Source organism: Psychromonas sp. MB-3u-54, assembly GCF_002836415.1.
Lineage (GTDB): Bacteria > Pseudomonadota > Gammaproteobacteria > Enterobacterales > Psychromonadaceae > Psychromonas.
Window position 1 is genome coordinate 47,002 of record NZ_PJBP01000118.1, and the last position, 25,321, is coordinate 72,322.

The following is a 25,321-nucleotide window of genomic DNA, read 5'->3' on the forward strand; positions in this document are numbered from 1 at the left end:
AAATGAACCAAGCCTTTGACGGTTTTGTAAAAGAACTTTGCAGTGCCAATGTAAACTTAAACGAACCGGTTTTTTTCGCAAAAAGTGCTGTTTTTTTAGAGCAGCAATTGACCTGTTATCTAAAGATAGAAGGTCAACATAAGCACTCATTACGTTTTTTAATCTTGTCGGCAAAGCAATTAAAAAACAGCGAAACCGATAACAAATTTTGGAATGCTTTATTAGCCTTTAACCACTTAATTGAAGCGGCCATTGAATCTAAATGCACCTCACAAAACAGTGCACATTGGCTTCGATTTATCAATATCATTGAAAACCTCCAGGGTTATAAAGGCAGTCAAATATTTACCACAACTAATATCAAACAAAAAAGAAAACTGCGTTTGTATTTTTCTTTTATGCTGACCTGGGAACATATAGGCTATATTGCAGGAAAAGAGGATGATTACTCACCCAGTAGTCAGATTTTAGATGCTTTTTCAGCGTTAGAAGAAGAGGATGAGCATGCTCATTGCCACGACCACGACCACGATAATTGCCATGAACATTAACGGTATGGCAGACCGCTTCGCGACCTTTACATTCACCGTTATTTTTATAAATGAGAGTCTAGTATGTTAATTAACAAAAATTCAGTCGTTGAATTCCATTACACATTAAGAGATGCAGAAAAACAACTTGAAAACAGTTATGACGGTAAGCCGTTAATTTATTTACATGGTTTTAAGGGGTTATTTGAAACACTGGAAAATGCCCTCGTTGGTAAAACAGTCGGCGACAAATTAGAGGTGACATTAACGCCTGAGCAAAGTTACGGTCAACGTAGAGAAGGTGCTTTACAACGCATTCCTATTAAACACCTGCAGGGGGCAAAAGTCTGGAAACCGGGTATGACAGCGGTTGTTGAATCAAATCAGGGGCGTGAGCAGGTGACCATAGTAAAAGTGGGGCGCTTTAATGCAGATTGTGATTTAAATCATCCCCTTGCAGGAAAAACCTTAACCTTTGCTATTGAAGTCGTTACGCTGCGCGAGGCGACAGCGGAAGAAGTCACTCATGGCCATGTACATACTAAAGGCGGATGTGGACACTAATTCTTACTTTTAAAAAGGGGCTGCATATCTAGCCTAGGGAACATACTAAAGGCGGATGTGGGCACTAATCCTTACTTTTAAAAAGGGGCTGCATATCTAGCCTAGGGGACATACTAAAGGCGGATGTGGACACTAATCCTCACTTTTAAAAAGGGGCTGCATATCTAGCCTAGGGGACATACTAAAGGCGGATATTGACACTAATACTCGCCGTTTAAATGGCTTACACAAAAAGGCGCAGTTGCGCCTTTATGCTTACCCTAAATCGTTTTTATCCTTCCTTTATAATATGATAAACAGATTAATTTCACCTGCTCAGCTTTCCCTCGCCGGGCAGAAAATGTGCAATTTCGGTTATTGAAGATACTTTACCAATTATTTTGAGCTAAGTTAATTTTATGTCAGGAACAGTGCGCCATCAAATTACAGGGTTAATCCTCACACGCCGGCAATATGAAACGCCGCAAGGTGTGGCGTTGGAGTTGTGGCTTGCAAGCAATCAAGGGCCCTGCAAAGTTATTCTACCTGCACAACGTTATGTACTTCTTATTCACCAGCGGGAGCTTGTTAGGGCGCAGGCTCTGTGGTCAGCAGCCCATTTGACCCCCGATGAAATTCGGCCTCTCTCTTTGACCTCTTTTAACGGACTATCCGTTAGCGCTGTTTATTGCCTGGAAAATAAAATTTTCAGAAAGCTTCAGGATATTTTAACGGCTGCGTCCATTGCTATTTTCGAAGCCGATATCAGAGTATGTGACCGTTATCTGATGGAACGTTTTATCTATGGGACTGTCTCTGTGCAGGGTAAGTTCCATTGGCAGGGGAGTTACTGGCACTGCCAGGCCGAAAAACTTTCACCTGCCACGTTAACACCTAAGCTTAAACAGGTTTCATTGGATATTGAATGCAGCCCTTTGGGGGAACTTTATTCCGTTGGACTTAGCTATGGCAACGGATCAACCGATAATGGCTCAACCGATAATAGTGCTGCTAAGTTGCACACCGAGCGCTGCGCAACTGTATTGATGATAGGGGAATGTCAGCACGGTGATGATATAAACATTCAATGGCTTGCAAATGAACATGCCTTATTGTGTGCATTAGAAGCCTGGTTTCAATTAAACGATCCGGATGCGGTCATTGGCTGGGCCGTTGCCCGTTTTGATCTTCGCCTGCTAGCCAAACGCGCTGAAGCACATAATATGCCCTTAAGACTCGGGCGAGATGGTTCGGCATTACGCTGGTTATCACACAGTAGCGATCCTGATCAAGGCACGGTTATTTTAAATGGCAGAGTGGTTTTGGATGGCATTGATCAATTTAAAAATGCGGGCTGGATGTTTGAAAGTTTTAGTCTGGAATTTGTTAGTCAAGCACTCTTATCGACAGGAAAACTGATTACCAATACGCATCACTATACCCATAATAAGGGGCTGGAGATAAAACGCCAATTTGAGCAGGAGCCTGTCTCACTGGCGCGTTATAATCTGCAGGACTGTTTGCTTGTTGAACGACTATTTGCCAAAGCGCAGTTAACGGAATATACGATACAACGTGCTCAATTAACCGGTTTGGCACTGGATCGCAGGGGCGCATCGGTTGCCGCTTTTACTAATCTGTATCTGCCGTTATTACATCGTAGCGGTTACATCGCACCTAATATTGGTGATATTGAAGCCCAACATTCACCCGGTGGGTTTGTCATGGATTCCACACCGGGTCTTTATGATTGGGTCTTAGTGCTGGATTTTAAATCATTATACCCCTCCATTATTCGTACCTTTAAGATTGATCCGATGGGCATGATTGAAGGACTTAAGGAAACTGATTCTATTCCCGGTTTTAGAGGGGCAAGGTTTAGCCGCCATAAACATCATTTGCCGGATATTATCACTAAGCTGACGGCGGCAAGGGAGTCAGCTAAAAGAGAGAATAATCAGCCCTTTCAGCATGCGATTAAAATAATTATGAACAGTATGTACGGGGTGCTGGGATCAGCGGGCTGCCGTTTTCACGATACGCGCCTGGCCAGTTCTATTACCCTGCGCGGCCATCAAATTATGCAGGAAACCCGCGATTTTATTGAACGACAGGGAGATCAGGTGGTCTACGGGGATACCGATTCAACCTTTGTTTGGTTACAGCACTGCACCAATGCCATTGACGCACAAGCGCGGGGAAAGGTACTTGAAAAACGCATTAATCAATATTGGTCCGATAAACTGCGCCTTGAATACCAATTAGATTGTTTTCTGGAAATTGAATTTGAAACCTGTTTCAGGAAATTTTTTATGCCGACATTACGGGGCTCCGAGACCGGCTCTAAAAAACGTTATGCCGGATTGAAAGTAACCACTGATGGTGAGTTGATGTTATTTAAGGGGTTAGAGACGGTGCGCTCCGATTGGACCGAACTGGCTCAGGATTTTCAGAAAAAGTTGTATGCTAAAGTGTTTGCCAAGGAGCCGATAGACAGTTTGATAAGCGAGACGATCGCGCTTTTAAATAAGGGGCAGCTGGATCAGCAGTTAATTTATCACAAGCGTCTGGGTCGTCCTTTGAATGCGTATCTTAAAAATGTGCCTCCGCAGGTACGTGCTGCACGTTTAGCCGATAAGATTAACGCAAGTTTAGGCCGTCCACTGCAATACCAGCGTTCAGGGCGGATTGCTTATCTGATCACTGTCAATGGACCCGAGCCTGCCGATTATCTGCAATCCGGGATTGATTATCAGCACTATATAGACAAGCAGCTGAAACCAATAGCAGAAGCTATTCTACCGCTGCTTGGCAAAAACTTTGATGAAATGATCTCAAATCAAATGCGTTTATTTTAATCCCATTAAACCGCTATTAATAAAATGATGCCGCATTTCAGCGAGGTTAACGGATTTTTTAACATAAGAAGAAGGTCTCGTTCGAATGACACGCTTGTTTTAGTCCTTATGTTGTATATTATTTGTACACAGTGACTCAACAAACAATTTTTTGCATTCAAACTGGTTTGTCCTATAAGAAACCACATATCTTTAAAAAATTAAGGGAAAACTCAATCATGAAAAAATATCTCTATATATTTATCTGCCTGTTGATCTCATCTTCTTTTTTTGCCAATGCATCTACTTTGCAGAAAGCGGCGCAAGGTGACGTCGATTCGCAGTACCAACTCGGTGAAATGTATTACAGCGGAACCGGGCTGACTCAGAATTATAAATCCGCCGCAAACTGGTATCAAAAAGCAGCTCAGCAGGGTGATTCGAAAGCACAATTTAAACTGGCTGAAATGTACTACAGCGGAACCGGGCTGACTCAGAATTATAAATCCGCCGCAAACTGGTATTTAAAAGCGGCACAGCAGGGTGATTCGAAAGCACAATTTAAATTGGGTTTGATCTACTTGATTGGTGAAGGAGTCATTCAAAATATTAAAGTAGCGACTGTCTGGGTCAATTTATCTGCATCTAACGGTTATCATAATGCCCGTAAAGTGAAAAAAATTTTGTTAATGCGCACTGCCTAATTGATAACATAGTCATGCGACTAAGCGACTACTACCAAGCAATAAATATTAAGCGAAAATACTATGAATGAACTTGATTCCCAGAAAGTGCACTGCCCCTATTGTGGTGAAGTAATTGAACTTGTGGTCGACTGTTCTGTTGAACAACAAAGTTATATAGAGGACTGCGAGGTCTGCTGCTGCCCAATCGGTGTGGATGTCAGTATAGATAATGAAGGGCAAGTATTGCTTAATGTCTCACATGAAAATGAATAGATAATTTTGCTGGTGGGACTATTGCCGGCATTCAGTAGCAGTAAGGTGGCCCTGCAACATGCGAAAATAAAAAGCATGTTGCATCTTGTTAGTCGTATGCCGAAGGCAATCCAAGTGTCTTTTCTTTAATGCAGCAAGCTATACAATTTACGGCGATATTCGCTGACTAAAGCTGAATCATCTATGGTAGCGAGAATGTCTATCATGGCCTTTTTGGGCGATCCGTTATCGTAGTCTAAATTTTTAACTAACAGGTTGTATAATAACGCTAATGCTTCTTTATTACGATTAGCATGGTTGTATTGAATGGCGAGTTGATATTCAATGGCCATTTTATCCTGTGCAGTTTCAAGTTGTTTTTCTAACGCAGTTATTTCAGGCGTTTGTGATGATTGCTGCGCTAATTCTAATTGTGAGATTAAACTATGGTAGATCATGTTTTGATTGGCCATCGGAATAATATTCAAAATAGGTTTGGCATCCTCATGTTGGTCCATTGCAAGGTAAGTCTGCGCTAACGCTAATTTGATATCGTTATTCTCAGGCGCCATTCTGGTAGCTTCAATAATCTTTTCTTTTGCTTCTGCTAATTTCCCTTGTGCGAATAATGTTTGTCCCTCATGCAGTAAAACCTGACTTGGGTCGGGAGTATGCTTGCTGATAAAAGTACGTATAAACTCTTCACTTTGCTCTCCGGCAAAGCCATCTACCCCTTGCCCGTCGACGAACATAAAGACACTGGGAACACTTTGCACGCCAAAGTGGTTTACTATCTGCTCTTCTTGATCGCAATTTATGCGTGCCAGCGTAAATGCCTGTTCATTTTCAGCATGTAATTTGTCCAGTAAAGGTAGTAAAGTATTACAAGGTTCGCTTTGCGGGGACCAGAAAACCACTAATACAGGGTTTGTTTTTGAACCTTCGATAATAATTGATGGGAAAGTAGAGACGGTAATATCATGATTATTAGTATGCATTTTATCCTCAAAAGTTAGCTGCTATTCATTTTCAGGCTAGATTATCGTTTAAAAAGAGGAACGCAAGCACCAATCTCTTATTTTTGCTTTAAGAAGTCGAATCTATCCGCTTTATTGCTTGTTTTTAAGTGCATGCAAAAGTAACATTGATGAACTAATAAAGAGGAGCTTTAAGATGTTAACAGGCAGTATAGTCGCACTCGTGACACCCATGGATAAAACCGGTGAAATTGATTTCCTTACTCTAAAACAACTTGTAGAATTTCATATAAAATCTGGAACCGCTGCTATCGTAGCTGTTGGCACCTCGGGGGAATCGGCAACATTAGATGTTGATACCCACGCAAAAGTTGTGATCAAAACGCTGGAGTTTGCTAATGGACGCATTCCAATTATTGCGGGCAATGGTGCAAATTCAACCTCAGAAGCTATTTTGTTAAGTAAACGTTTTGCCGATAGCGGCATTATAGCGGGTCTTAACGTCACTCCTTATTACAACAAACCGACTCAAGAGGGGCTGTTTCAACACTTTAAAGCGATTGCTGAGTCCTGTGATTTACCGCAAATATTATACAATGTCCCGGGTCGAACATCTGTTGATATGTTGCCGGAAACGGTTGCGCGTCTTTCTAAAATAAAAAATATCATCGGTATCAAAGAAGCCACGGGTGATTTAAATCGTCTTGCGGAAATTAAAGCCTTAGTTGATGATGATTTTGCTTTATACAGTGGTGATGATGGCACCGGTTGTGATTTTCTTCTTCAGGGCGGACATGGTGTTATTTCTGTAACCACTAATATCGCGCCGGTTGAAATGGCTAAAATGTGTGAATATGCATTAAACGGCCAGGCTGATTTAGCTAAAAAAGTAGATAATCAGTTAGCGCCCGTGCATAAATATTTATTTATTGAATCTAATCCAATTCCGGTGAAGTGGGCCTGTGCAGAAATGGGATTAATACCCTTCGCTGACTGTCGTTTACCATTAATGATTTTAGATAAAAAATATCAGCCGATTGTCCGTAACGCCTTAATTGAAGCTAAACTAATTTCATGATCAAACTCTATAAGTCAGGCCGGGTAACAACAGCCGTTATTGTTGCTTTATCGTTAAGTGCTTGTGCTCGTTTTGATGCCAGAACACAAGCCAATGGGGATTTTGATTACGTTCAAACGCCCTTGGGTGAAAACTACCAAACGGCCCGTTTTACTCAGAATGAAGCAAGAGATCTTTATGATATTCCGGTGTTAACTGAGCAGCAGAAACGTATTGGTTTTTTATCGTCAAATGTTGATATTCGTCCTCCAACTCAGTTAATCCCTGTGATTGACGGGGTAGTGCTTGAGACAAATAATAGCGATAAAACAACGATATTATTTAATGCATTCGATCACACTGAAAATATGAAAGACAAGGTTTGGGAACTGCTTGAGTCATATATAGCCGAAAATAATATTGAAGTTGCTGCAAAAGACAGTCGCCTTGCACAGATCGAAACAGGGATTTTTCGCCAGCAACAGGCCTATGGCAGTTTTTTCTTCAGTAAGGAAGTATTAAGGGAATCCAGTTACCGCTTTACTTTGACTCAGCCAAAAGGGGAAGGCAATGCAGCTTTGACCGTTGAAGCGTTAAGTTATTCTGAAAAAAATGACAATGCGAATCTAAAAGTTAATTTGACTGCAAGAAGTAAAAAAAGTATTGAACTGCGTCTGGTGAATGATCTGTTAAAATATGCTTATCAATTAAAAGCAACCAGTGAGTTACAAGTCGCCAGTTCGCAACCACTGCCCATAAAATTGGGTTATGATGATAACAATCAAATGGCTTGGATTGTGGATGCTGATTTTCTTGTTAGTTGGACTAAATTACCTGATTTGTTGGCATTGCTAAGATTTGAACAGGTTGATGCAGATAAGAATCTGGGTTATTACTTGGTTAAATTTAAAGCGCCTAATGCTAAATACTGGCCGGAAAACAACCTCAATCCATTTAAGCTTGATAATGCAGAATACTTTATTCAGTTGGGTGAATTGGACAGTGGCAGTACTTCGATAACTTGGTTGAATGCTGATAAAAAACCTTTAGCAGATGAAAAAGTAACAGAAATTTATTTCAGTATCACCTCGAAAATACGCGATGTTTTATTGTTAAATGAAAACCAAAGTAAAGCGTTATAATTGCCTTCCGGTAATAAAATAAACAGAAAAAGCCATTAGATTATTTGTCTTTTGGTTTTTCCTCTTCCTGTAATGCTTTTTCTTCTCTTTCTTTTATTGCGCGCAACACAGCCTCAGGTACTTTCATATTAGCCGTTTGTTTTAAGAGCAATAAGTTGGCGATTATGATGCCTAAAATAAAGATGATAATTAATGCTACTGCCCAGCCGTTCATAATAATGTCCTTAATATATACCCATGTTACTTCAAGATGCTTTGTCAGGCGCAAGCTCTTCGATCAGAGCAAGACGCAACATGAGGTAATGGTTATTCCCTTTGCGATGGGTGCAACGCAGCGCTGGTTTTCGAGCTCGCGCCCCGTAGGGCAAGGCGAATTGTACCAATCTGCGTTGTTATAAAATCTCTCTGTAGAATAACTAACCTTCAATTTTATGCCTAGCATCTCGGCACAATTTGCCTTGCTGACTTTGCATCTTGAAGTATCACGGGTATAAAACCAGTCGCTTTATTGATTATAGCAATACGCATATTAATGGATCTGTTTTTATACCAATTCCATTCATATTTAAGAAGTGCCTATGTTGCACTTTTTAAAAAAGGCGACTATTAAGCGCTAAGCATAAAAAAGCAGGGAAAATCCCTGCTACTGTGCATTATTCTACAATATTTCTAATCAATTAAACCATACTGCTGATCAAGAATCTCAATGATTTCAGCTTTAGGGTTATTCGAGAGTACTATTTTATGACCAATGATTTTTTCAGCAATGCCGGTATAGGTTGCAGATATTTTCATTAATACTTCCGCCGGAAGGGCATTATTTTCAGCGAGTGCACTTCTCTCGACCATACGATCTTTGTTTAACAGAATATCAGGATCAGGGAAGTGATTTAATAATAACTGACGAAAATCTTCTTTAGAGTTTTCTACAATTTTACCTTTTTGGTATTCTGCCGCATCCCAAATCCGTGATGAATCAGGTGTACCCACTTCATCCATATAGATTAGTTTCTCATTACCCGCCTTATCATTCACATAACCAAATTCGAATTTAGTATCGACGAAAATCTGACCGATTTTTTCTAATTCATGGCTTATAACATTAAAGCCTTCTTTTAATAATTTCTCATAAAGGGCAATATCTTGTGCTTTAGTAAAGTTAAAAGCCGCAAAGTTATCTTCTATATTTTGACGGGTAATATTGACATCATCCACCGCTGCTACGCCAGGAATGCCCTCAAGAATACCTTTGGTGGAAGGGGTGGTCAGTAATTCGGGTAATTTCTGATCTTTATTTAATCCTTCTGCGATTTGAATACCACAGAATTCACGTTCGCCCTTTTCGTAAGCGCGCCACATTGAACCGGTAATATATTGACGGCAAATCGCTTCAATCATTACTGGTCGGGCTTTTTGTACTATCCAGACTAACGGATGGGGGATATCTAGAATATGACTGTCCGCTAACCCCTGCTCCTTGAACAGTTTGAACCAATGGTTAGAAATAGCATTAAGGGCAGCCCCTTTGCCCGGTACGCCATTCATGCCACCTTCCGCGTGCCAAATGCAATCAAAAGCCGAGATACGATCACTGATCACCATAATAGCCAGCGGCGCATCGGCAGCAACATCATAACCCTTTTCTGCGATTAAACGGCGGCTATCGGATTCTGTTAACCAATAAACCGAGCGTACTTTACCACTGTGCACAGGTTGTGCGGAGCGAATGGGTAGATCATTATTAACCGCTAATACTTTATCGGCAAGATTCATAAACAACTTCCTATATATAAATTTGAATGAAACAAGTGTGCCTTGTCTCGGAATAGATTAGATGGGTCATAATAGCAGAATAGATTTAGCGGTGCATTTCAAAAATAACAGTTAATAATACAAATAAATTTATCTTAAAATCTATTTTTTGAAGCCGTGCTGAGTAATGATTATCGTTTACTGTTAGTGTTTTAGGTTTTGAACCCTTCGATAAAATTAAAATAAGCAGACTAAATAACTATATTGAATAATTAGACTAAATAAGAATGATACTTAACTATGACAGATAATAAGCTTTCTAAATGTAATAAGCTCAGTTTCAGACGGCGCTTATTGGTTATCATGACTTTTTCCGGCTTAATTCAACTTTTAATTTTATCTGTTGCCGGTTTTATGTATTTAAAAGATTGGGAGGCACAGGATAGCGGTAATACCGCGTTAGGCATCGCAAAATTTTTAGCGACTACCCCAATGGTGCTTGATGCGCTGCAGAATGAAAACATTGACTTAATCCAGCATGATATTGAGAAGATGCGCCATTCAATCAATGCGGCATTTATTGTGGTTGGTGATATAAACGGTATTCGCTATTCACATCCGGTTGCCGAGCGAATTGGTCATAAGATGCAGGGAGGTGATAATGATGATGCGTTGATAGAGGGACTCTCCTATGTTTCTTATGCAAAAGGCTCCTTAGGTAATTCGGTCCGCGGGAAAACGCCTGTTTATGATCCCGCCGGCAATATCATCGGGGTGGTCTCGGTCGGCTATTTGGTCAGTACTATTGATGATAAAGTTTATCCTTTCCTGTTCTTTTTGATAACCATGGCATTGCTGGTCGTGCTTGCCAATGCCGTTATTTCTAATTTAACCGCGCGGCGTTTTCAGCATGCTATTTTGGGATTTGAACCGGAGGAGTTTGGACGGCTTTATATGGAACTGCAGGTAACCTTAAGTACCATCAAAGAAGGTATTATCAGCATCGATAAAAACAGTCATATCACCTCTATTAACCAGAGTGCCTGTCAGATATTAAATCTTAAAACTGAGCAGGTACTGCATCAACATATTAAAAAAGTATTACCTGACAGTGATTTAACCGAGGTTTTGTTAACCCATCATGCCGAAAATGATGTCGATGCTATTCTTAATGGTCAGGCGATTATTGCAAATCGGCAGTTGATTATCGTTGAGGGGGAAGTGGTCGGCGCCGTATCGAGTTTTCGGCTTAAAAATGAAATTACCGAACTGACTAAACAACTCTCTCAAATTCGCGAATATGCGGATTTATTACGCTCACAAACCCATGAACATAGAAATAAGCTCAATACTATTAGTGGCTTGATTCAACTGGGTAAAACGGCTGAAGTATTACGTTTAATCGGACAGGAAAGCGAGCGTTACCAGCACCTTATTCAATTTTTGCGTGAAGCGATTCTCGAGCCGATTATTGCCGGGGTGTTATTGGGTAAAAGCGAAAGAGCCAGAGAATTAGGCTTAGTGCTCGATATCGACGACGGTTCGCGGTTGCTGCAACTGTCTGAACCTATGCGTCCTGAAGATCTGGTCACCATTTTAGGTAATTTTATTGATAATGCCTTTGATGCCTGTCTTTCTGCCCGGTCGTTGCATAACGAAGATAAAAAAGTGTCGATCAGTATCACTGATTTCGGGCCGGAAATTATTATCGAGGTTGAAGATAATGGTTGTGGTTTACCGGAACAATTCAAGCGTCGAGCCCTGATAAAAAAAGGGGTGTCGAGTAAGATAGGTAAGCATCGTGGAGTGGGGCTTTATTTGGCCAATCAAATTATTACTCAATATAAAGGTCAATTAATTATGGAAGACCAAGACAAAAAGGGGACACGGATGACCGCTTATATACCAAAAATCCCAACAAAAGGGCGGGTAAATGTTAAATGATCGAAATGTTAAAGTGTTAATCATTGAAGATGATTTGGGTATAGCCGAAATTCATCGTCGTAATTTGATGAAAATAGAGGGGTTTGATGCGATCGGCATTGCCGCGAGTAAAAGTGAGGCGGAAACATTATTAGATGTTTTATCCCCGGATTTGGTTTTACTGGATCTCTATCTTCCCGATGGCAATGGACTGGATATTTTAAGGTATATTCGCCAGTATGCCCATGCCTGCGATGTGATTTTAATTACCGCGGACAGAGAAGTTGAAACATTGCAGCAGGCTATGCGCGGGGGCGTGGTTGATTATCTGCTTAAACCCGTGGTCTTTTCGCGCCTGCAGGAAGCGCTGCATAAATATTTAAAACAAAAAAACAAGTTTGGCAGTATAGATGATTTAGATCAGAGTGTGGTGGATTCTATGATTTTCAATGCCTCCAACGGCACCACTCAGGGAGGGCGACTGCCCAAAGGTATCGATAGAATGACGCTCGATAAAGTGCGAGTGTTGTTTGATCATCATACCCAGATAACCGCCGATAAATCGGGAGAGCTTATCGGTGCAAGTCGCACTACGGCAAGAAGGTATCTGGAGCACCTTATTAGCTCCGGTGAATTACAGGCGGATTTACACTACGGTACGGTTGGCAGACCTGAAAGGACTTATAAAAAAACCCGTGGCTGAGAATGCCCGCTAAGCGCAATTTTATTTCGCTGCGTTTAGCGGGTTGCGGTTGTTATCGCTCGGGTTGCAGGGCGTCCTCTATTTCCGTGATGCTGCTCGGATCATCAATAGTAGAGGGCATAGTATATTGCTCTCCGTCGGCAACTTGTTTAATGGTTCTGCGCAAAACTTTACCGGATCGTGTTTTAGGCAAACGATTTACTACAAGCACCCGCTTAAGGCTGGCAACAGCGCCAATGTCGTCACGTATTTTTTGTAACAGCTCCTTTTCAACATTACCGTCAACCGAATAATGACCATCTTTTAATACCACAAAGCCGATTGGCATTTGTCCTTTTAAATCATCATGCGCACCGATAACGGCACACTCGGCTACATCGGGATGGCCGCCCAGCACCTCTTCCATCTCACCCGTGGATAATCGGTGTCCGGCGACATTAATGACATCATCAATCCGGCCCATGACAAACAGATAACCGTCTTCATCTATATAACCGCCATCTCCCGAGACATAATAACCCGGAAACTGGGTTAAATATCCGGATTGAAAACGATCATGTTGGCGCCAAACCGTCGTTAAACAACCCGGTGGGAGTGGACATTTAATCACAATGTAACCCTGAGTGTTAGGCGGTAAAGGCTGGCCTGCCTCATCCAAAATATCTACCTGAAAACCCGGGGTCGGTTTAGTCGACGATCCTGGTTTCACCGGGAAATTCTCTAAACCCAGAGGATTGCCTGAAATTGCCCAGCCCGTTTCAGTCTGCCACCAGTGATCCACCACTGGAAGGTGAGTCTTGGACTGTACCCATTCCAGAGTAGGGGGATCTAAACGTTCTCCGGCCATAAAAATAGTACGTAAAGCGGGCATTTTATACTGTTTGATTAATTCGCCTTCCGGATCTTCTTTTTTAATTGCTCGAAATGCGGTCGGAGCTGAAAATAAAATATTAACCTTGTATTCTTCACAGACCCGCCAAAAAGCGCCCGGATCAGGTGTTCTCACCGGTTTCCCTTCATAGAGAATAGTGGTGCAACCATGAATTAACGGCGCGTAAACGATGTATGAATGGCCCACAACCCAGCCGACATCCGATGCAGCCCAATAAACATCACCCGGTTTAGCATCGTAAATGGTCGACATGCTGTATTTCATGGCCACGGCATGACCGCCGTTTTCACGGACCACACCCTTAGGTTTTCCCGTTGTACCCGAGGTATAGAGTATATACAGCGGATCACGGCCGCTGACCGGAACACAATCATGGGGGCTGGAGTTTGCGACCTGCGCAGCCCAGTTAATATCACGGTCCTCGGTCAGTTCAGCGGGGCATTCGTCGCGTTGCAATACCACCACATTTTGCGGTTTAAAGCGGCTATCGGTGATAGCTTTATTGATCAACGGCATATACGGAATTATCTTTTTGACTTCTATCCCGCAGGAGGCGGTCATAATGACTTTAGGCTCAGCATCTTCGATTCTGATCACCAGTTCATTCGGTGCAAAGCCGCCGAATACGACGGAGTGAACCGCGCCTAAACGGGCACACGCGAGCATCGCCATCACGGATTCTGCAATCATCGGCATATAAATAATGACTCTGTCGCCCTTTACTACGCCGAGATTCGCCAGCATGCCGGCCGTGCGGGCAACATGATCGGTTAATTCTTTGTAGGTATACTGCTGTTTTTGACCGGAGACGGGAGAGTCATAAATCAGTGCGGTTTGATCACCGCGGCCGTTTAGAACATGGTAATCAAGCGCCAGATAGGCGGTATTCATCTGCCCGTCAGCAAACCAGCTATCAATGCCGTTTTCGTCTTTGCTTAATATTTTGTCCGGAAATTTAAACCACTCTATGGCTTTGGCTTGTTCCTGCCAAAAAGTCAGAGGATCATTCTTAGCGCGATTAAATTCATTTTGATATGCAGAAATCATCATATTTCCTTTTATTAATGCCTGTAAAATTGGTCTATAGGGTGGTTGCCGGAATACGTACCCAGCCTTCCATTAAAATGCGTGCGCTGCGGCTCATGACGGCCTTATCGACAGACCATTGCCCGTCTTTCAGGCTGGCTTTGGCGCCGACCTTTAATAGACCCGAAGGATGCCCGAAGGTAACAGATTGGCGCTCGCCACCCCCGGCAGCCAAATTAACTAAGGTACCAGGTATCGCGGCCGCTGCGGCTATAGCGACTGCCGCAGTGCCCATCATTGCATGGTGAAGTTTACCCATAGACAAGGCGCGAACGTTTAAGTCTATTTGCGCTTTATCAATACTTTTCCCGCTTGAGGCAATATAATCCTGTGCCTTGCTGACAAAAGCAATTTTAGGCGTATGTTGGCGCGTGGCAGCTTGATCAATATGCTCTATCAGTCCCATTTTTAGCGCAGCAAAAGCGCGTATGGTCTCAAACATCTCAAGCGCCTTCGGATTCGAATTAATCGCTTCCTGCAGTTCGGTGCCCTGATAACCCAAGTCCTGCGCATTCAAAAAAACAGTGGCAATACCGGCATTGATCATTGTCGCTTTAAATTGACCAAACCCCGGTACGTCTAACTGATCAACAATATTACCCGTGGGGAACATCCTATTTTCAGCATCGGAAGGGTCGATAAATTCGACTTTAATTTCAGCGGCAGGGAAAGTGACACCATCAAGCTCAAAGTCACCCGTTTCCTGTACCCCTCCATTGTGAATAGGAATATGGGCGATAATAGTTTTACTGATATTTTCCTGCCATATACGTACTACAGCCGTTCCATTATCGGGAATGCGGCTTTTATCGACTAAACCGGCATTGATAGCAAATGCGCCAACGGCTGCCGATAAATTTCCGCAATTACCGCTCCAGTCTATAAAGGCTTTATCAATCGCAACCTGACCAAAGAGATAATTCACGTCGTGATCATTTTCGTCACTCTTTGATAGAATAACCGTCTTGCTGGTACTGGAGGTCGCGCCGCCCATGCCATCGGTTTGTTTACCGTAGGGATCCGGGCTGCCGATAACCCGCAGCAGTAGATCATCACGTGCTTGCCCTGCAACTTGGGCCGCCGAAGGCAAATCCTGACAATTAAAAAAAACGCCTTTACTGGTTCCTCCGCGCATATAAGTGGCGGGGATCCTTAATTGCGGGCGATAGTTAGCTGTTTTATCCGTCATGTTTAAACCTCTTCCTTTGATGACTCGATAAAATCCTGCGCAAAGCGCTGCAAAATGCCGCCCGCGTCATAAATTGAGACTTCTTCTTCGGTATCCAATCGGCATTTGACCTTCACATTAAGACGTTCACCATTTTGGCGATTGATGACTAAGGTGAGCTTGGCACCCGGTGTCGGCAAACCAATCACATCAAAGGTTTCTGTGCCGTCAATGGCATAGGTATGGCGATTTTCTGCGTTAATAAATTCAACCGGCAGAATTCCCATTCCCACCAGGTTAGTACGGTGGATACGTTCAAAACCTTCAGCGACAATGACTTCAACTCCGGCGAGTCGAACGCCTTTTGCTGCCCAGTCACGTGATGATCCCTGACCGTAATCGGCACCTGCGACAATGATTAACGGCTGTTTACGTTCCATGTAAATTTCAATCGCTTCCCACATGCGCATAACATTGCCTTCGGGCTCAACGCGGGCAAGTGAGCCTTGCTCAATCTGGCCATCTTTTTTGACCATTTCATTAAACAGCTTCGGGTTGGCAAAGGTCGCCCGTTGTGCCGTTAAGTGATCACCTCTATGGGTTGCATAGGAATTAAAGTCCACTTCCGGCAAGCCCATTTTATCCAGGTATGCACCTGCCGCACTGTCTAACATAATGGCATTCGACGGGGATAAATGATCCGTTGTAATATTGTCGCCAAGTACTGCTAAGGGACGCATATTTTTCAAGGTGCGTTCGCCAGCTAATGCACCTGACCAATAGGGAGGGCGACGAATATAAGTGCTTTGCGGGCGCCAATCATAAACCGGGCTGGTTTTCTCAAGTTCTTCGTCGTAATCGACTTTAATGTCAAACATCGGCTCATAAACCGCTTTGAATTGAGCCGGTTTTACGCAGCTGGTAATGATTTCATCAATTTCAGCATCGCTTGGCCAAATATCTTTAAGGGTGATGTTATTGCCCTCGGGATCAATGCCTAGGGCATCATTTTCAATATCAAAACGGATAGTCCCCGCAATGGCATAAGCCACAACTAACGGGGGTGATGCAATAAAAGCTTGTTTAGCGTAGGGGTGAATACGACCGTCAAAGTTACGGTTACCCGAGAGTACCGCGGTGGCATAAAGATCGCGCTCAACGACTTCTTTCTGAATTTTAGGATCTAAGGCACCGCTCATGCCGTTACAAGTCGTACAGGCAAAGCCGACAATACCAAAACCAAGCTGTTCCAGTTCAGTTAATAAATTAGCTTCTTCAAGGTACAGCTGAACGGTTTTTGAGCCGGGGGCGAGGGATGTTTTAACCCAAGGTTTACGGGTTAAACCCAGCTTATTGGCATTTCTTGCAACTAAAGCCGCTGCAATGACATTACGCGGGTTAGAGGTATTAGTGCAGCTGGTGATGGCGGCAATAATACAGGCGCCATCGGGCATTTTGCCGGTTTCATTTTCGACTACGCCCGAGATGCCTTTTGCGGCAAGATCGGCGGTTGCAACGCGTCGGTGCGGGTTTGATGGCCCGGCAATATTACGTCCAACAGCAGACAGATCAAACTCGATCACCCGTTCATATTCAGCATTGACTAAATCATCAGCCCACAGACCGGTTTGTTTTGCATAGTTTTCAACTAATTCAACTTGTTTTTCATCACGACCGGTTAATGTTAAGTACTCAATGGTATTTTTATCGATATAAAACATGCCCGCCGAGGCACCAAATTCCGGGGTCATATTGGAGATAGTAGCGCGATCGCCCAGGGTTAAATTGGCGGCGCCTTCACCATAGAATTCCAGGTAACAGGAGACCACTTTTTGATTACGTAAAAATTCGGTAATGGCCAATACAATATCGGTTGCGGTAATACCTTCCTGGCGTTTGCCAAAAAGATGCACCCCAACAATGTCCGGCATACGCATATAGGAAGCGCGTCCTAACATCACACTCTCGGCTTCTAAGCCGCCGACACCCAGGGCTAATACGCCTAATGCATCAACATGTGGAGTATGGCTGTCTGTCCCGACTAAGGTATCAGGAAAGGCAACACCCTCGCGACTCTGAATAACCGGGGACATTTTTTCGAGATTGATTTGATGCATAATGCCGTTGCCGGGCGGGATCACTTCAACATTTTCAAAGGCCGTTTTAGTCCAATTAATGAAATGAAAGCGATCATCATTACGTCGGTCTTCAATCTCTCGATTTAACTCAAAGGCGTCTTTTTCAAAGCCCGCATGTTCAACGGCCAGAGAGTGATCCACAATCAGTTGAGTGGGGACAACGGGATTAACTTTCGCGGGATCGCCGCCTTTTAATGCGATAGCATCGCGTAATCCGGCTAAATCAACTAACGCGGTTTGCCCTAAAATATCATGACAAACAACACGGGCAGGATACCAGGGAAAATCTAAATCCTGTTTGCGCTCAATAAGTTGATTCAGTGAATCGACTAATTTATCCGGCGCACAGCGGCGCACTAAATTTTCAGCGAAGACGCGCGACGTATAAGGTAATTTTTCATAGGCGCCTTTTTTGATACTGTTAACAGCTTCACGTGTATCAAAATAGTCTAAGCTTGTACCCGGTAAGGGTTTACGGTAATTATCATTCATAATTTATTCCTGCCTTACTGACAATTATTGACGTTCGGAGATGGTGATGACTTTACGCGGTTCGCTACCGGTATAGTCTGCACTTGGACGAATAATACGGTTATTGGCACGCTGTTCCATCACATGTGCAGCCCAACCGGTTAAGCGCGAACAGACAAAAATAGGGGTGAACAGTTTGGTTGGAATACCCATGTAGTTATAAGTTGAAGCGTGGAAAAAATCGGCATTACAAAATAATTTTTTGGTATCCCACATAAATTCTTCACAGGCAACCGAGATATCATATAAAGAAGTGTCACCATTTTCTTTTGCCAGTTTTTCTGACCATTTTTTAATAATAATATTGCGCGGATCAGAGGTTTTGTAGATGGCATGGCCAAAGCCCATGATTTTTTCTTTGCGTTCCAGCATTAATGCCATTTTCTCTTTAGCATCTTCTGGTGAAGTGAATTTTTGAATCATATCCATGGCTGCTTCATTGGCACCGCCATGTAATGGACCACGCAGCGTACCAATTGCACCCGTGGTACAGGAAAACATATCCGATAAGGTTGATGCACAAACACGCGCCGTAAAGGTAGAGGCATTAAACTCATGCTCGGCATATAAAATTAATGATACATCCATCACGCGCTGATGCTGTAACGAGGCTGTTTCACCCTTTAATAATTTAAGAAAGTGTCCGCCGAGTGTCGGCTGGTCGGTTTGACAATCGATTTCGACACCATCGTGAGAATATCTGTACCAGTAGCACATGATCGCAGGAAATGCGGCCAGTAATCTATTTGAAGCCCGCATTTGCTCGGAAAAATCAGCCTCAGGTTCGATATTACCTAAAAAGGAACAACCCGTTCGCATCACATCCATCGGGTGTGACTCGGCAGGAATAAGCTTTAAAACCTCCTTTAAAGCTTGTGGTAAATCGCGCATTGTATTGAGTTCTGTTTTATAACTGTCGAGCTGCTGCTGGGTTGGTAATTCTCCGTGGAATAACAAATAAGCAACTTCTTCAAAAGTAACGTTCTCGGCAAGATCGGCAACATCATAACCACAATAAGTTAAGCCACTGCCGGATTGTCCAACGGTACATAATTTTGTTTCACCGGCACTTTGACCACGAAGACCTGCACCGCTTGTTTTTTTATCGCTCATATACTTTCCTTATCTTTATTTAATTGTATTTATTGCCAAGCTTACTTAATACCAAAAGAACTAAAAAGGTGATCACCCTTGCTGGTTAAAATCGTCCCTAACTGCGTTGTGAGTTTTATTCAGAACATCCTGTTCTTCACCACTTCGTGGTCAGCTAAAGCTGTTCAAAATCGTTCCAGACGATTTTTGTGAAGTGAGAATAATGATCGAATGCTACTCACGTCTTGTTAGTGCTAATTTTTCCTTCGCAATCATTGATCACTTAATTAATTATTTTGGTATAAGCAACGCTACTTATTTTTTTGATCGGCAAATAACTCGTCAAGTTTTTGCTCGTAATCGTGGTAGCCGAGGTAGTTGTATAACTCCATACGTGTCTGCATCGTATCGACCACTGCTTTTTGGTCACCTTCGACGAGTATGTTTTTATAAACTGATTCAGCAGCTTTATTCATGGCTCTGAAAGCGGAAAGAGGGTAGAGCACCATTGCGCAGCCCCATTCGCCGAGTTGTTTCTTATTCCATAATTCGGTTTCACCAAATTCGGTGATATTGGCAAGAATAGGCACATCCAATGCTTTTGAGAATGCACGGTAGTGCGCTTCAGTTTTGATGGCTTCAGCAAAAATACCGTCAGCGCCGGCTGCCACATAAGCTTTTGCGCGTTCAATAGCCGATTCCAAGCCTTCCTGGGCGAAGGAGTCGGTGCGCGCCATAATAAAAAAGTCGCTGTCGATACGTGCATCCACTGCCGCCTTGATCCGATCTGCCATTTCCTGTGTGGAAACAATCTCTTTATTAGGGCGGTGACCGCAACGTTTTTGGGACACTTGATCTTCAATGTGTACAGCCGCCGCGCCGGCTTTTTCCATATCACGAACCGTTTTAGCAATATTAAAAGCACCTCCCCATCCGGTATCGATATCAACCAATAAAGGTAAACCAGAGGCGGATGTAATACGCTGCACATCAGCAATGACATCGTTTAATGAGGTCATGCCCAAATCAGGTAAACCATAGGAAGCATTGGCGACGCCTCCACCGGACAGATAAATTGCCTGATGACCGAGTTGTTCTGCCATCATGGCGCAGTAGGGATTGATGGTACCAACTATCTGCAGCGGTTTATTATTGATAAGTGCTTGTCTGAATTTTTTACCTGGCGTCATTAGTTTTTTCCTTCTTCTATCCGTTGGTTTTCGATTAATTCCCGGCTGCGTTTGATATGCCAGCGCATTAACACTTCAGCAGCGGTTTATTGTTGATAAGTGCTTGTCTGAATTTTTTACTCGGCGTCATTAGTTTTTTCCTTCTTCTATCCGTTGGTTTTCAATTAATTCCCGGCTGCGTTTGATATGCCAGCGCATTAACACTTCAGCAGCGGTTTATTATTGATAAGTGCTTGTCTAAATTTTTTACTCGGCGTCATTAGTTTTTCCTTCTTCTATCAGTTGGTTTTCGATTAATTCCCGGCTGCGTTTGATGTGCCGGCGCATTAACATTTCTGCAAGTTCAGCATCCCGCTCTTTGATCGCGGTGAGTAACTGGAAATGTTCGTTGAGGGCGTGTGTCGGGCGTGACTGTGTGCTGGGTGACTGATAACGGTACATGCGCAGCAGGTGATATAACTCGTCGCACAACAAACTGATCAGTTTGCTATTACGACTGGCTTTAATAATTTGATAATGAAAATCAAAATCACCCTGCTGATGGAAATAGGAAGCGCCGTCCACCTGTTCGATATGCTCTTGATGCTGCTCTAATAACATTTCTAAACCTGCAATTTCCTGATCGGTAATATTTTTGCAGGCAAGGTTTGCAGCCATTCCTTCCAGCGCTTCTCTTACGGCATAAATTTCAATTAATTTTTCCGGGCTTAAGGTTGCCACCCGGGTGCCTACATGGGGAATTCGCTCAACTAAATTAAGCGCCTCAATACGCATCATGGCTTCACGAAGTGGACCGCGACTGACATTAAAAAAACGGGCAAGTTCCGTTTCTGAAATTTTGCTTCCGGGGCTATATTCACCACTTACGATAGCTTCAATCAGCTGTGCAGTTAAGTTTTCTGATTTTGTTTGTTCTTTGGTTTCTATGCTCTGGTTCATCTTGTTGTCTACAATTTGTGAGGCAGGTGTCTATAATTGCCTTTTATTTAGCTAAAATCAACCTAATTGTCGACAATCAAGGTTTTTTAATTGTTTGAATCTAAAATTTCCCACCAAGATCACAAATTTTACAGATAAAAAAACAGCGCGGGTGCGCTGTTTTTTATGATGATTATTTTATGTCACAATTTTATATAACGGAGTTGCTATGTTAACGCGCTTATAAAATAGGAACATAATCGGTTGTTTAGTTGCTTTCCTGCATTTTCAGTGGACGATTACGATATTTGTTAAAGAGGGTTAACAGTATTGGCGCGACAATAACTAATACTGCAGTAAGCGAGAAACCTAATGTGATCGGACGTTCCCATAAAAAGCTTAATGAGCCGTCACTTAGCATCAGGGATCGGCGCAGATTTTCTTCCATTAACCCCCCTAAAATAAAGCCTAATAATAAAGGCGCCAGAGGAAAACTAGCAAGACGCAAAAATATGGCGATTACCGCAACCGCAATCATAATAAAGACGTCCATAGTATTAAAGGAAACCAGATACACACCCGTTATCGAAAAGAAGATGATCATCGGTAACAATACGGTTCTCGGCACAGCAAGCAATTTGGATATATATGGAATCAACGGTAAATTTAACACCATCAATACAATATTACCGACATACATAGAGATGATAACCGACCAGAAAATTTCAGGATTGTCGATGTAAAGTCTTGGGCCTGGTTGTACACCGTATGAGATAAGTGCGCCTAACATAATCGCAGTCGTCCCAGAGCCTGGAATACCCAGGGTTAACAGTGGCACAAAGGAACCGCTTGATGCCGCATTATTGGCAGATTCCGGTGCAACTAAACCGCGCATACTGCCTTTACCGAACTCTTCACGTTTATCCTTGGGCGCAATATTTCGTTCCAAGCCGTAACTTAAAAATGCAGCAATAGTGGCGCCGGCACCGGGAAGCACACCAACAAAAAAACCAAGAATAGAAGAGCGAATTGAAACGGGTGCTAATTCTTTAAATTCTTCTTTGGTCACTTTCATACTGCCAAGATCTGTAATTGAGCTTTGTTCGGTCGCTGAAGTATCTGCGGGTTTTAAAATACCCATCAGGGTTTCACCTAATGCAAAGGTTGCCATCGCCAGTAATAAAAAGCTAAAGCCATCTAATAAGTCGGTCAAGCCAAAGGTAAAACGTGGCACGCCTATCCCTTTGTCAATACCTACTGTGGCCAGTATTAACCCTAAAATAGTCATCATCCAGGCTTTAAGGACCTGTCCCTTACCGGCAAAAGCGGCGACCGCTGATAATCCGACCAGCATTAAGGCAAAATAATCCGTCGACTGAAAACTCAAGGAAACCTTGGCTAACGCGGGTGCTGCGATTAAAAGCATTATCGCTGATAAGGTGCCTCCGGTAAATGAAGAGTATGCGGCGAGCGCCAGAGCCTTGCCGGCCTGACCTTTTTGGGCCATAGGGTAACCATCAAAAGCGGTTACCACGGTGGAGGAGCATCCCGGGGCGTTAATTAATATTGAAGAGGTCGACCCGCCAAAGACAGCGCCATAATAGACACCCGCCATCAAAATCATGCCCGAGGAAGGCTCTAAACCATAGGTAATAGGGATCATCAGAGCAATGGCTGAAATAGGGCCCAGACCGGGTAACATACCGATGAAGGTGCCTACAAAACAGCCGATAACGACCATCATTAGGTTGGTTGGTAACATGACTGTGTATAAGCCAGCTAAAATTCCATCTATCATAAAATATCTCCTAAAGACTTAAGAACAGGTAACCCGGTTCAAGGTATATGTCCAGACCTTTGGTTAACAACAGCCAAAAAGCAGTCACGAATGGGAATGAAGCACCAAATAAAACTGATTTTCTGCGCTCGCCTAACACCCAAAAACCGGCTAATAAAAATAAACTGGTTGCCAAGATAAAACCAACCCAGGTTAAACCAAAACCGTATGCCGTCATTAGCAGGATAAAAGTAATTAATAACCGCCAATCAAAATCAAGCGTTGCGTCGCTTTTTTCTTCGGGCTGGGCCATCACAATTAATAACAGTGAGAATAAAACACCGGCACTGGTTAACATCCATGGCAAAGTGCGGGCAGTAAAGGGAGCGAATGCATCACCAGGATAAGAGGGAATGAGGGATGTCTGGTAACCGTAGGTTAAGCAAAAAATCAAAAAGATTAATCCTCCAACACGATCACGACATAATAGAGAAGCAGAATTTAACTTCATGGAATACTCCAGAGTCTGTAAAATGAGAAATAACCATCGCAGGAAATTATTAGTTAATGGTTATTGATAAAAATGGGATTGGGGTTGTCCGGCAAAGTGTTTTTAATGGAATCACTAATACCCTGCCGGATAAATGTTCACTAGACGATTATAAGAACCCAAGTTCACGCATTAGGTCGCCCATCTGTTCTTCCTGCTCTTCTAAAAATTTGTAGAAGTCTTGATCTGCTTTATAGTTGTCAATCCAACCATTACGGTCACGAACGGTAGCCCATTGATCCGTTTTATACATGGCGGTGAAGGCTTTATCCCATGCCGCTAGTTTTTCTTTGCTTGCACCGGGGGCTGCAAAGAAACCACGCCAGTTAGCAAAGACAGTCTCGTTGCCCATTTCAGTTAAAGTGGGTACATTTGGCGCAGCTGCTAGACGTTCAGGAGCAGTGATCGCAAGAATACGAACCAGACCACTTTTGGACATTTCTAATACTTCACCGAGACCCGTTGATAAAATAGGTGTTTCTCCGGAAAGTAGTCCTGCCATTGCTTTACCACCGGCATCATAGGCAATATAACGTACTTGACGAGGATCAAAACCTTCACCTTTGAATACGGCTGCTGCCACTAAATGATCCATACTGCCGCGTGCCGATCCACCGCCAATTTTAACGGCTTTAGGATCTTTTTTAAAATCGGCAACAACTTGTTGCCAGTCCGTGTATTTTGAATCCGCCGCAACAACCATTGCGCCAAAATCGGCAATAGTTGACGCCACGGGCGTTAAATCACGGAAAGAATTTGGGAAAATTCCCGACAGAGAACGGATAACAATTGGCGTAGAGTTAACCATTAAAGTATCTTCCTGACGTTCCGCTGTTTCGATCAAATGGGCAATCGCCTTGCCACCACCGCCACCGGAAAGGTTCTGGAACGATACCTGATCAACTAGGTCTTCTTTCATTAAAACATCACCGGTACCACGCGCGGTCATGTCCCAACCTCCACCTGCCCCCCCGGGGATGATAAAGTGTAATTCAGCTAGGTCAGCGGCTAATGCCGTCGTTGATAGCGTGGCAATACTGGCCGCTATGATTGAATAGGAAAGACATTTTTTAATATTATTGAGCATAATAAATATTCCTTATTTTTTACTTAGAGTGTAATGACTGTAAGGGTTTATAACCGGGGGTTTTTAAGATACAAAATTAAGTATCAGTGCATGGCCGGGTTATATACAAATCAATAACCTAATCAGATTAACTTCTCAAAAGGATTCAGGTTGCAAGGATATTAGTCTTTACAAGGGATCGTGACTAGTAATAGCAAATAATGAAAATTGAATATTTTAAATCTATTTTGTTCATAATGTTCATGGATGCTTAAACGCATATTTATGTTCAATCAGGCGGATAATTATTAGCCGATAACAATCTGTAGAATAACAAGGTACAGAGTAAAAAAGCGCAGAGGATAGTTATTGTAATAAGGAATAAAGGTTAGATTAATGAGGGTGGTGCTTGAATTAAAAGTGCATAAAATAACAGGTTAGGATTTGCTGAGAAAGTCTTAACCTGTTTATCTAATTGTTATCTGCGTTGCTGTTATGCCCGTAGATATTA

At 42.8% G+C, this 25,321-nt stretch carries 21 protein-coding genes; 9 read left to right on the plus strand and 12 right to left on the minus strand.

Going from position 1 to position 25,321, the window contains the following annotated elements; all coding sequences use genetic code 11:
• Window positions 1–2: 2 nt before the first annotated feature.
• From CXF72_RS07265 to CXF72_RS07285, 5 genes are all read left to right on the plus strand, one after another.
• A complete protein-coding gene (locus tag CXF72_RS07265; RefSeq protein WP_101038152.1) occupies window positions 3–551 on the plus strand; it encodes a hypothetical protein in 549 nt (182 codons plus the stop codon).
• Window positions 552–614: 63 nt separating this feature from the next.
• Window positions 615–1,094, plus strand: a complete 480-nt coding sequence (locus CXF72_RS07270) for an FKBP-type peptidyl-prolyl cis-trans isomerase (protein WP_101038154.1) — start codon at window positions 615–617, stop codon at window positions 1,092–1,094.
• A 398-nt stretch (window positions 1,095–1,492) separates the two neighbouring features.
• Window positions 1,493–3,931, plus strand: a complete 2,439-nt coding sequence (locus CXF72_RS07275) for a DNA polymerase II (RefSeq protein ID WP_101038156.1) — start codon at window positions 1,493–1,495, stop codon at window positions 3,929–3,931.
• A gap of 218 nt (window positions 3,932–4,149) precedes the next feature.
• Complete coding sequence (locus CXF72_RS07280) at window positions 4,150–4,614, plus strand: tetratricopeptide repeat protein (protein ID WP_101038158.1); 465 nt, start codon at window positions 4,150–4,152, stop codon at window positions 4,612–4,614.
• A gap of 63 nt (window positions 4,615–4,677) precedes the next feature.
• Window positions 4,678–4,869, plus strand: a complete 192-nt coding sequence (locus CXF72_RS07285) for a CPXCG motif-containing cysteine-rich protein (RefSeq protein ID WP_101038160.1) — start codon at window positions 4,678–4,680, stop codon at window positions 4,867–4,869.
• Between the two features lie 125 nt (window positions 4,870–4,994).
• On the opposite strand, the gene CXF72_RS07290 is transcribed toward CXF72_RS07285, so the two are convergent.
• Entirely contained in the window at window positions 4,995–5,846 is an 852-nt protein-coding gene (locus CXF72_RS07290) for a thioredoxin family protein (protein ID WP_101038162.1), read from the minus strand.
• A gap of 175 nt (window positions 5,847–6,021) precedes the next feature.
• On the opposite strand from CXF72_RS07290, the gene dapA reads away from it, so the two are divergent.
• Both dapA and bamC read left to right on the plus strand, forming a co-directional pair.
• Window positions 6,022–6,903 (plus strand): 4-hydroxy-tetrahydrodipicolinate synthase, encoded by an 882-nt coding sequence (dapA, locus tag CXF72_RS07295; protein WP_101038164.1) that lies wholly within the window; start codon window positions 6,022–6,024, stop codon window positions 6,901–6,903.
• Complete coding sequence (gene bamC / locus CXF72_RS07300) at window positions 6,900–8,024, plus strand: outer membrane protein assembly factor BamC (RefSeq protein ID WP_101038166.1); 1,125 nt, start codon at window positions 6,900–6,902, stop codon at window positions 8,022–8,024. The genes dapA and bamC overlap by 4 nt, the downstream gene beginning before the upstream one ends.
• Window positions 8,025–8,064: 40 nt before the next feature.
• Here the strand turns inward: bamC and CXF72_RS07305 are convergent, their stop codons facing one another.
• Complete coding sequence (locus tag CXF72_RS07305; protein WP_101038168.1) at window positions 8,065–8,238, minus strand: DUF2897 family protein; 174 nt, start codon at window positions 8,236–8,238, stop codon at window positions 8,065–8,067.
• 455 nt (window positions 8,239–8,693) lie between these two features.
• Window positions 8,694–9,797 (minus strand): phosphoribosylaminoimidazolesuccinocarboxamide synthase, encoded by a 1,104-nt coding sequence (locus CXF72_RS07310; RefSeq protein WP_101038170.1) that lies wholly within the window; start codon window positions 9,795–9,797, stop codon window positions 8,694–8,696.
• 279 nt (window positions 9,798–10,076) lie between these two features.
• Between CXF72_RS07310 and CXF72_RS07315 the strand changes: the two genes are divergently transcribed.
• Together CXF72_RS07315 and CXF72_RS07320 are read left to right on the plus strand one after the other, a co-directional pair.
• On the plus strand, window positions 10,077–11,720 hold the full coding sequence (locus CXF72_RS07315; RefSeq protein ID WP_232784907.1) for an ATP-binding protein: 1,644 nt from the start codon (window positions 10,077–10,079) through the stop codon (window positions 11,718–11,720).
• The gene (locus CXF72_RS07320; protein WP_101038172.1) at window positions 11,710–12,402 is read left to right on the plus strand and encodes a response regulator; all 693 of its coding nucleotides are present in this window, start codon (window positions 11,710–11,712) and stop codon (window positions 12,400–12,402) included. Before CXF72_RS07315 ends, CXF72_RS07320 begins: the two co-directional genes overlap by 11 nt.
• Window positions 12,403–12,454: 52 nt before the next feature.
• On the opposite strand, the gene CXF72_RS07325 is transcribed toward CXF72_RS07320, so the two are convergent.
• From CXF72_RS07325 to CXF72_RS07375, 9 genes are all read right to left on the minus strand, one after another.
• Window positions 12,455–14,341 (minus strand): propionyl-CoA synthetase, encoded by a 1,887-nt coding sequence (locus CXF72_RS07325; protein WP_101038174.1) that lies wholly within the window; start codon window positions 14,339–14,341, stop codon window positions 12,455–12,457.
• Between the two features lie 34 nt (window positions 14,342–14,375).
• Window positions 14,376–15,569: a 2-methylaconitate cis-trans isomerase PrpF gene (gene prpF, locus CXF72_RS07330; protein WP_101038176.1), complete on the minus strand. Its 1,194-nt coding sequence runs from the start codon at window positions 15,567–15,569 to the stop codon at window positions 14,376–14,378.
• A 2-nt stretch (window positions 15,570–15,571) separates the two neighbouring features.
• A complete protein-coding gene (gene acnD, locus CXF72_RS07335; RefSeq protein ID WP_101038178.1) occupies window positions 15,572–18,178 on the minus strand; it encodes a Fe/S-dependent 2-methylisocitrate dehydratase AcnD in 2,607 nt (868 codons plus the stop codon).
• A gap of 24 nt (window positions 18,179–18,202) precedes the next feature.
• Window positions 18,203–19,330: a bifunctional 2-methylcitrate synthase/citrate synthase gene (prpC, locus tag CXF72_RS07340; protein ID WP_101038180.1), complete on the minus strand. Its 1,128-nt coding sequence runs from the start codon at window positions 19,328–19,330 to the stop codon at window positions 18,203–18,205.
• 290 nt (window positions 19,331–19,620) lie between these two features.
• On the minus strand, window positions 19,621–20,499 hold the full coding sequence (gene prpB, locus CXF72_RS07345) for a methylisocitrate lyase (RefSeq protein ID WP_101038182.1): 879 nt from the start codon (window positions 20,497–20,499) through the stop codon (window positions 19,621–19,623).
• A 246-nt stretch (window positions 20,500–20,745) separates the two neighbouring features.
• Entirely contained in the window at window positions 20,746–21,438 is a 693-nt protein-coding gene (locus CXF72_RS07360) for a GntR family transcriptional regulator (RefSeq protein WP_101038184.1), read from the minus strand.
• A 247-nt stretch (window positions 21,439–21,685) separates the two neighbouring features.
• A complete protein-coding gene (locus tag CXF72_RS07365; protein WP_101038187.1) occupies window positions 21,686–23,215 on the minus strand; it encodes a tripartite tricarboxylate transporter permease in 1,530 nt (509 codons plus the stop codon).
• 10 nt (window positions 23,216–23,225) lie between these two features.
• Window positions 23,226–23,705, minus strand: a complete 480-nt coding sequence (locus CXF72_RS07370) for a tripartite tricarboxylate transporter TctB family protein (protein ID WP_101038189.1) — start codon at window positions 23,703–23,705, stop codon at window positions 23,226–23,228.
• Between the two features lie 148 nt (window positions 23,706–23,853).
• Window positions 23,854–24,831: a tripartite tricarboxylate transporter substrate binding protein gene (locus tag CXF72_RS07375; RefSeq protein WP_101038191.1), complete on the minus strand. Its 978-nt coding sequence runs from the start codon at window positions 24,829–24,831 to the stop codon at window positions 23,854–23,856.
• Window positions 24,832–25,321 lie beyond the last annotated feature (490 nt).

Bases quoted from the DNA above. Each gene is read 5' to 3' on its own strand.
- bamC (WP_101038166.1), top strand. From the start codon at position 6,900: ATGATCAAACTCTATAAGTCAGGCCGGGTAACAACAGCCGTTATTGTT.
- CXF72_RS07325 (WP_101038174.1), bottom strand. From the start codon at position 14,341: ATGATTTCTGCATATCAAAATGAATTTAATCGCGCTAAGAATGATCCT.
- CXF72_RS07315 (WP_232784907.1), top strand. From the start codon at position 10,077: ATGACAGATAATAAGCTTTCTAAATGTAATAAGCTCAGTTTCAGACGG.
- CXF72_RS07285 (WP_101038160.1), top strand. From the start codon at position 4,678: ATGAATGAACTTGATTCCCAGAAAGTGCACTGCCCCTATTGTGGTGAA.
- acnD (WP_101038178.1), bottom strand. From the start codon at position 18,178: ATGAATGATAATTACCGTAAACCCTTACCGGGTACAAGCTTAGACTAT.
- CXF72_RS07365 (WP_101038187.1), bottom strand. From the start codon at position 23,215: ATGATAGATGGAATTTTAGCTGGCTTATACACAGTCATGTTACCAACC.
- CXF72_RS07375 (WP_101038191.1), bottom strand. From the start codon at position 24,831: ATGCTCAATAATATTAAAAAATGTCTTTCCTATTCAATCATAGCGGCC.
- prpC (WP_101038180.1), bottom strand. From the start codon at position 19,330: ATGAGCGATAAAAAAACAAGCGGTGCAGGTCTTCGTGGTCAAAGTGCC.
- CXF72_RS07270 (WP_101038154.1), top strand. From the start codon at position 615: ATGTTAATTAACAAAAATTCAGTCGTTGAATTCCATTACACATTAAGA.
- CXF72_RS07310 (WP_101038170.1), bottom strand. From the start codon at position 9,797: ATGAATCTTGCCGATAAAGTATTAGCGGTTAATAATGATCTACCCATT.
- CXF72_RS07305 (WP_101038168.1), bottom strand. From the start codon at position 8,238: ATGAACGGCTGGGCAGTAGCATTAATTATCATCTTTATTTTAGGCATC.
- prpF (WP_101038176.1), bottom strand. From the start codon at position 15,569: ATGACGGATAAAACAGCTAACTATCGCCCGCAATTAAGGATCCCCGCC.
- CXF72_RS07370 (WP_101038189.1), bottom strand. From the start codon at position 23,705: ATGAAGTTAAATTCTGCTTCTCTATTATGTCGTGATCGTGTTGGAGGA.
- CXF72_RS07275 (WP_101038156.1), top strand. From the start codon at position 1,493: ATGTCAGGAACAGTGCGCCATCAAATTACAGGGTTAATCCTCACACGC.
- CXF72_RS07265 (WP_101038152.1), top strand. From the start codon at position 3: ATGAACCAAGCCTTTGACGGTTTTGTAAAAGAACTTTGCAGTGCCAAT.
- dapA (WP_101038164.1), top strand. From the start codon at position 6,022: ATGTTAACAGGCAGTATAGTCGCACTCGTGACACCCATGGATAAAACC.
- CXF72_RS07290 (WP_101038162.1), bottom strand. From the start codon at position 5,846: ATGCATACTAATAATCATGATATTACCGTCTCTACTTTCCCATCAATT.
- CXF72_RS07360 (WP_101038184.1), bottom strand. From the start codon at position 21,438: ATGAACCAGAGCATAGAAACCAAAGAACAAACAAAATCAGAAAACTTA.
- CXF72_RS07280 (WP_101038158.1), top strand. From the start codon at position 4,150: ATGAAAAAATATCTCTATATATTTATCTGCCTGTTGATCTCATCTTCT.
- CXF72_RS07320 (WP_101038172.1), top strand. From the start codon at position 11,710: ATGTTAAATGATCGAAATGTTAAAGTGTTAATCATTGAAGATGATTTG.
- prpB (WP_101038182.1), bottom strand. From the start codon at position 20,499: ATGACGCCAGGTAAAAAATTCAGACAAGCACTTATCAATAATAAACCG.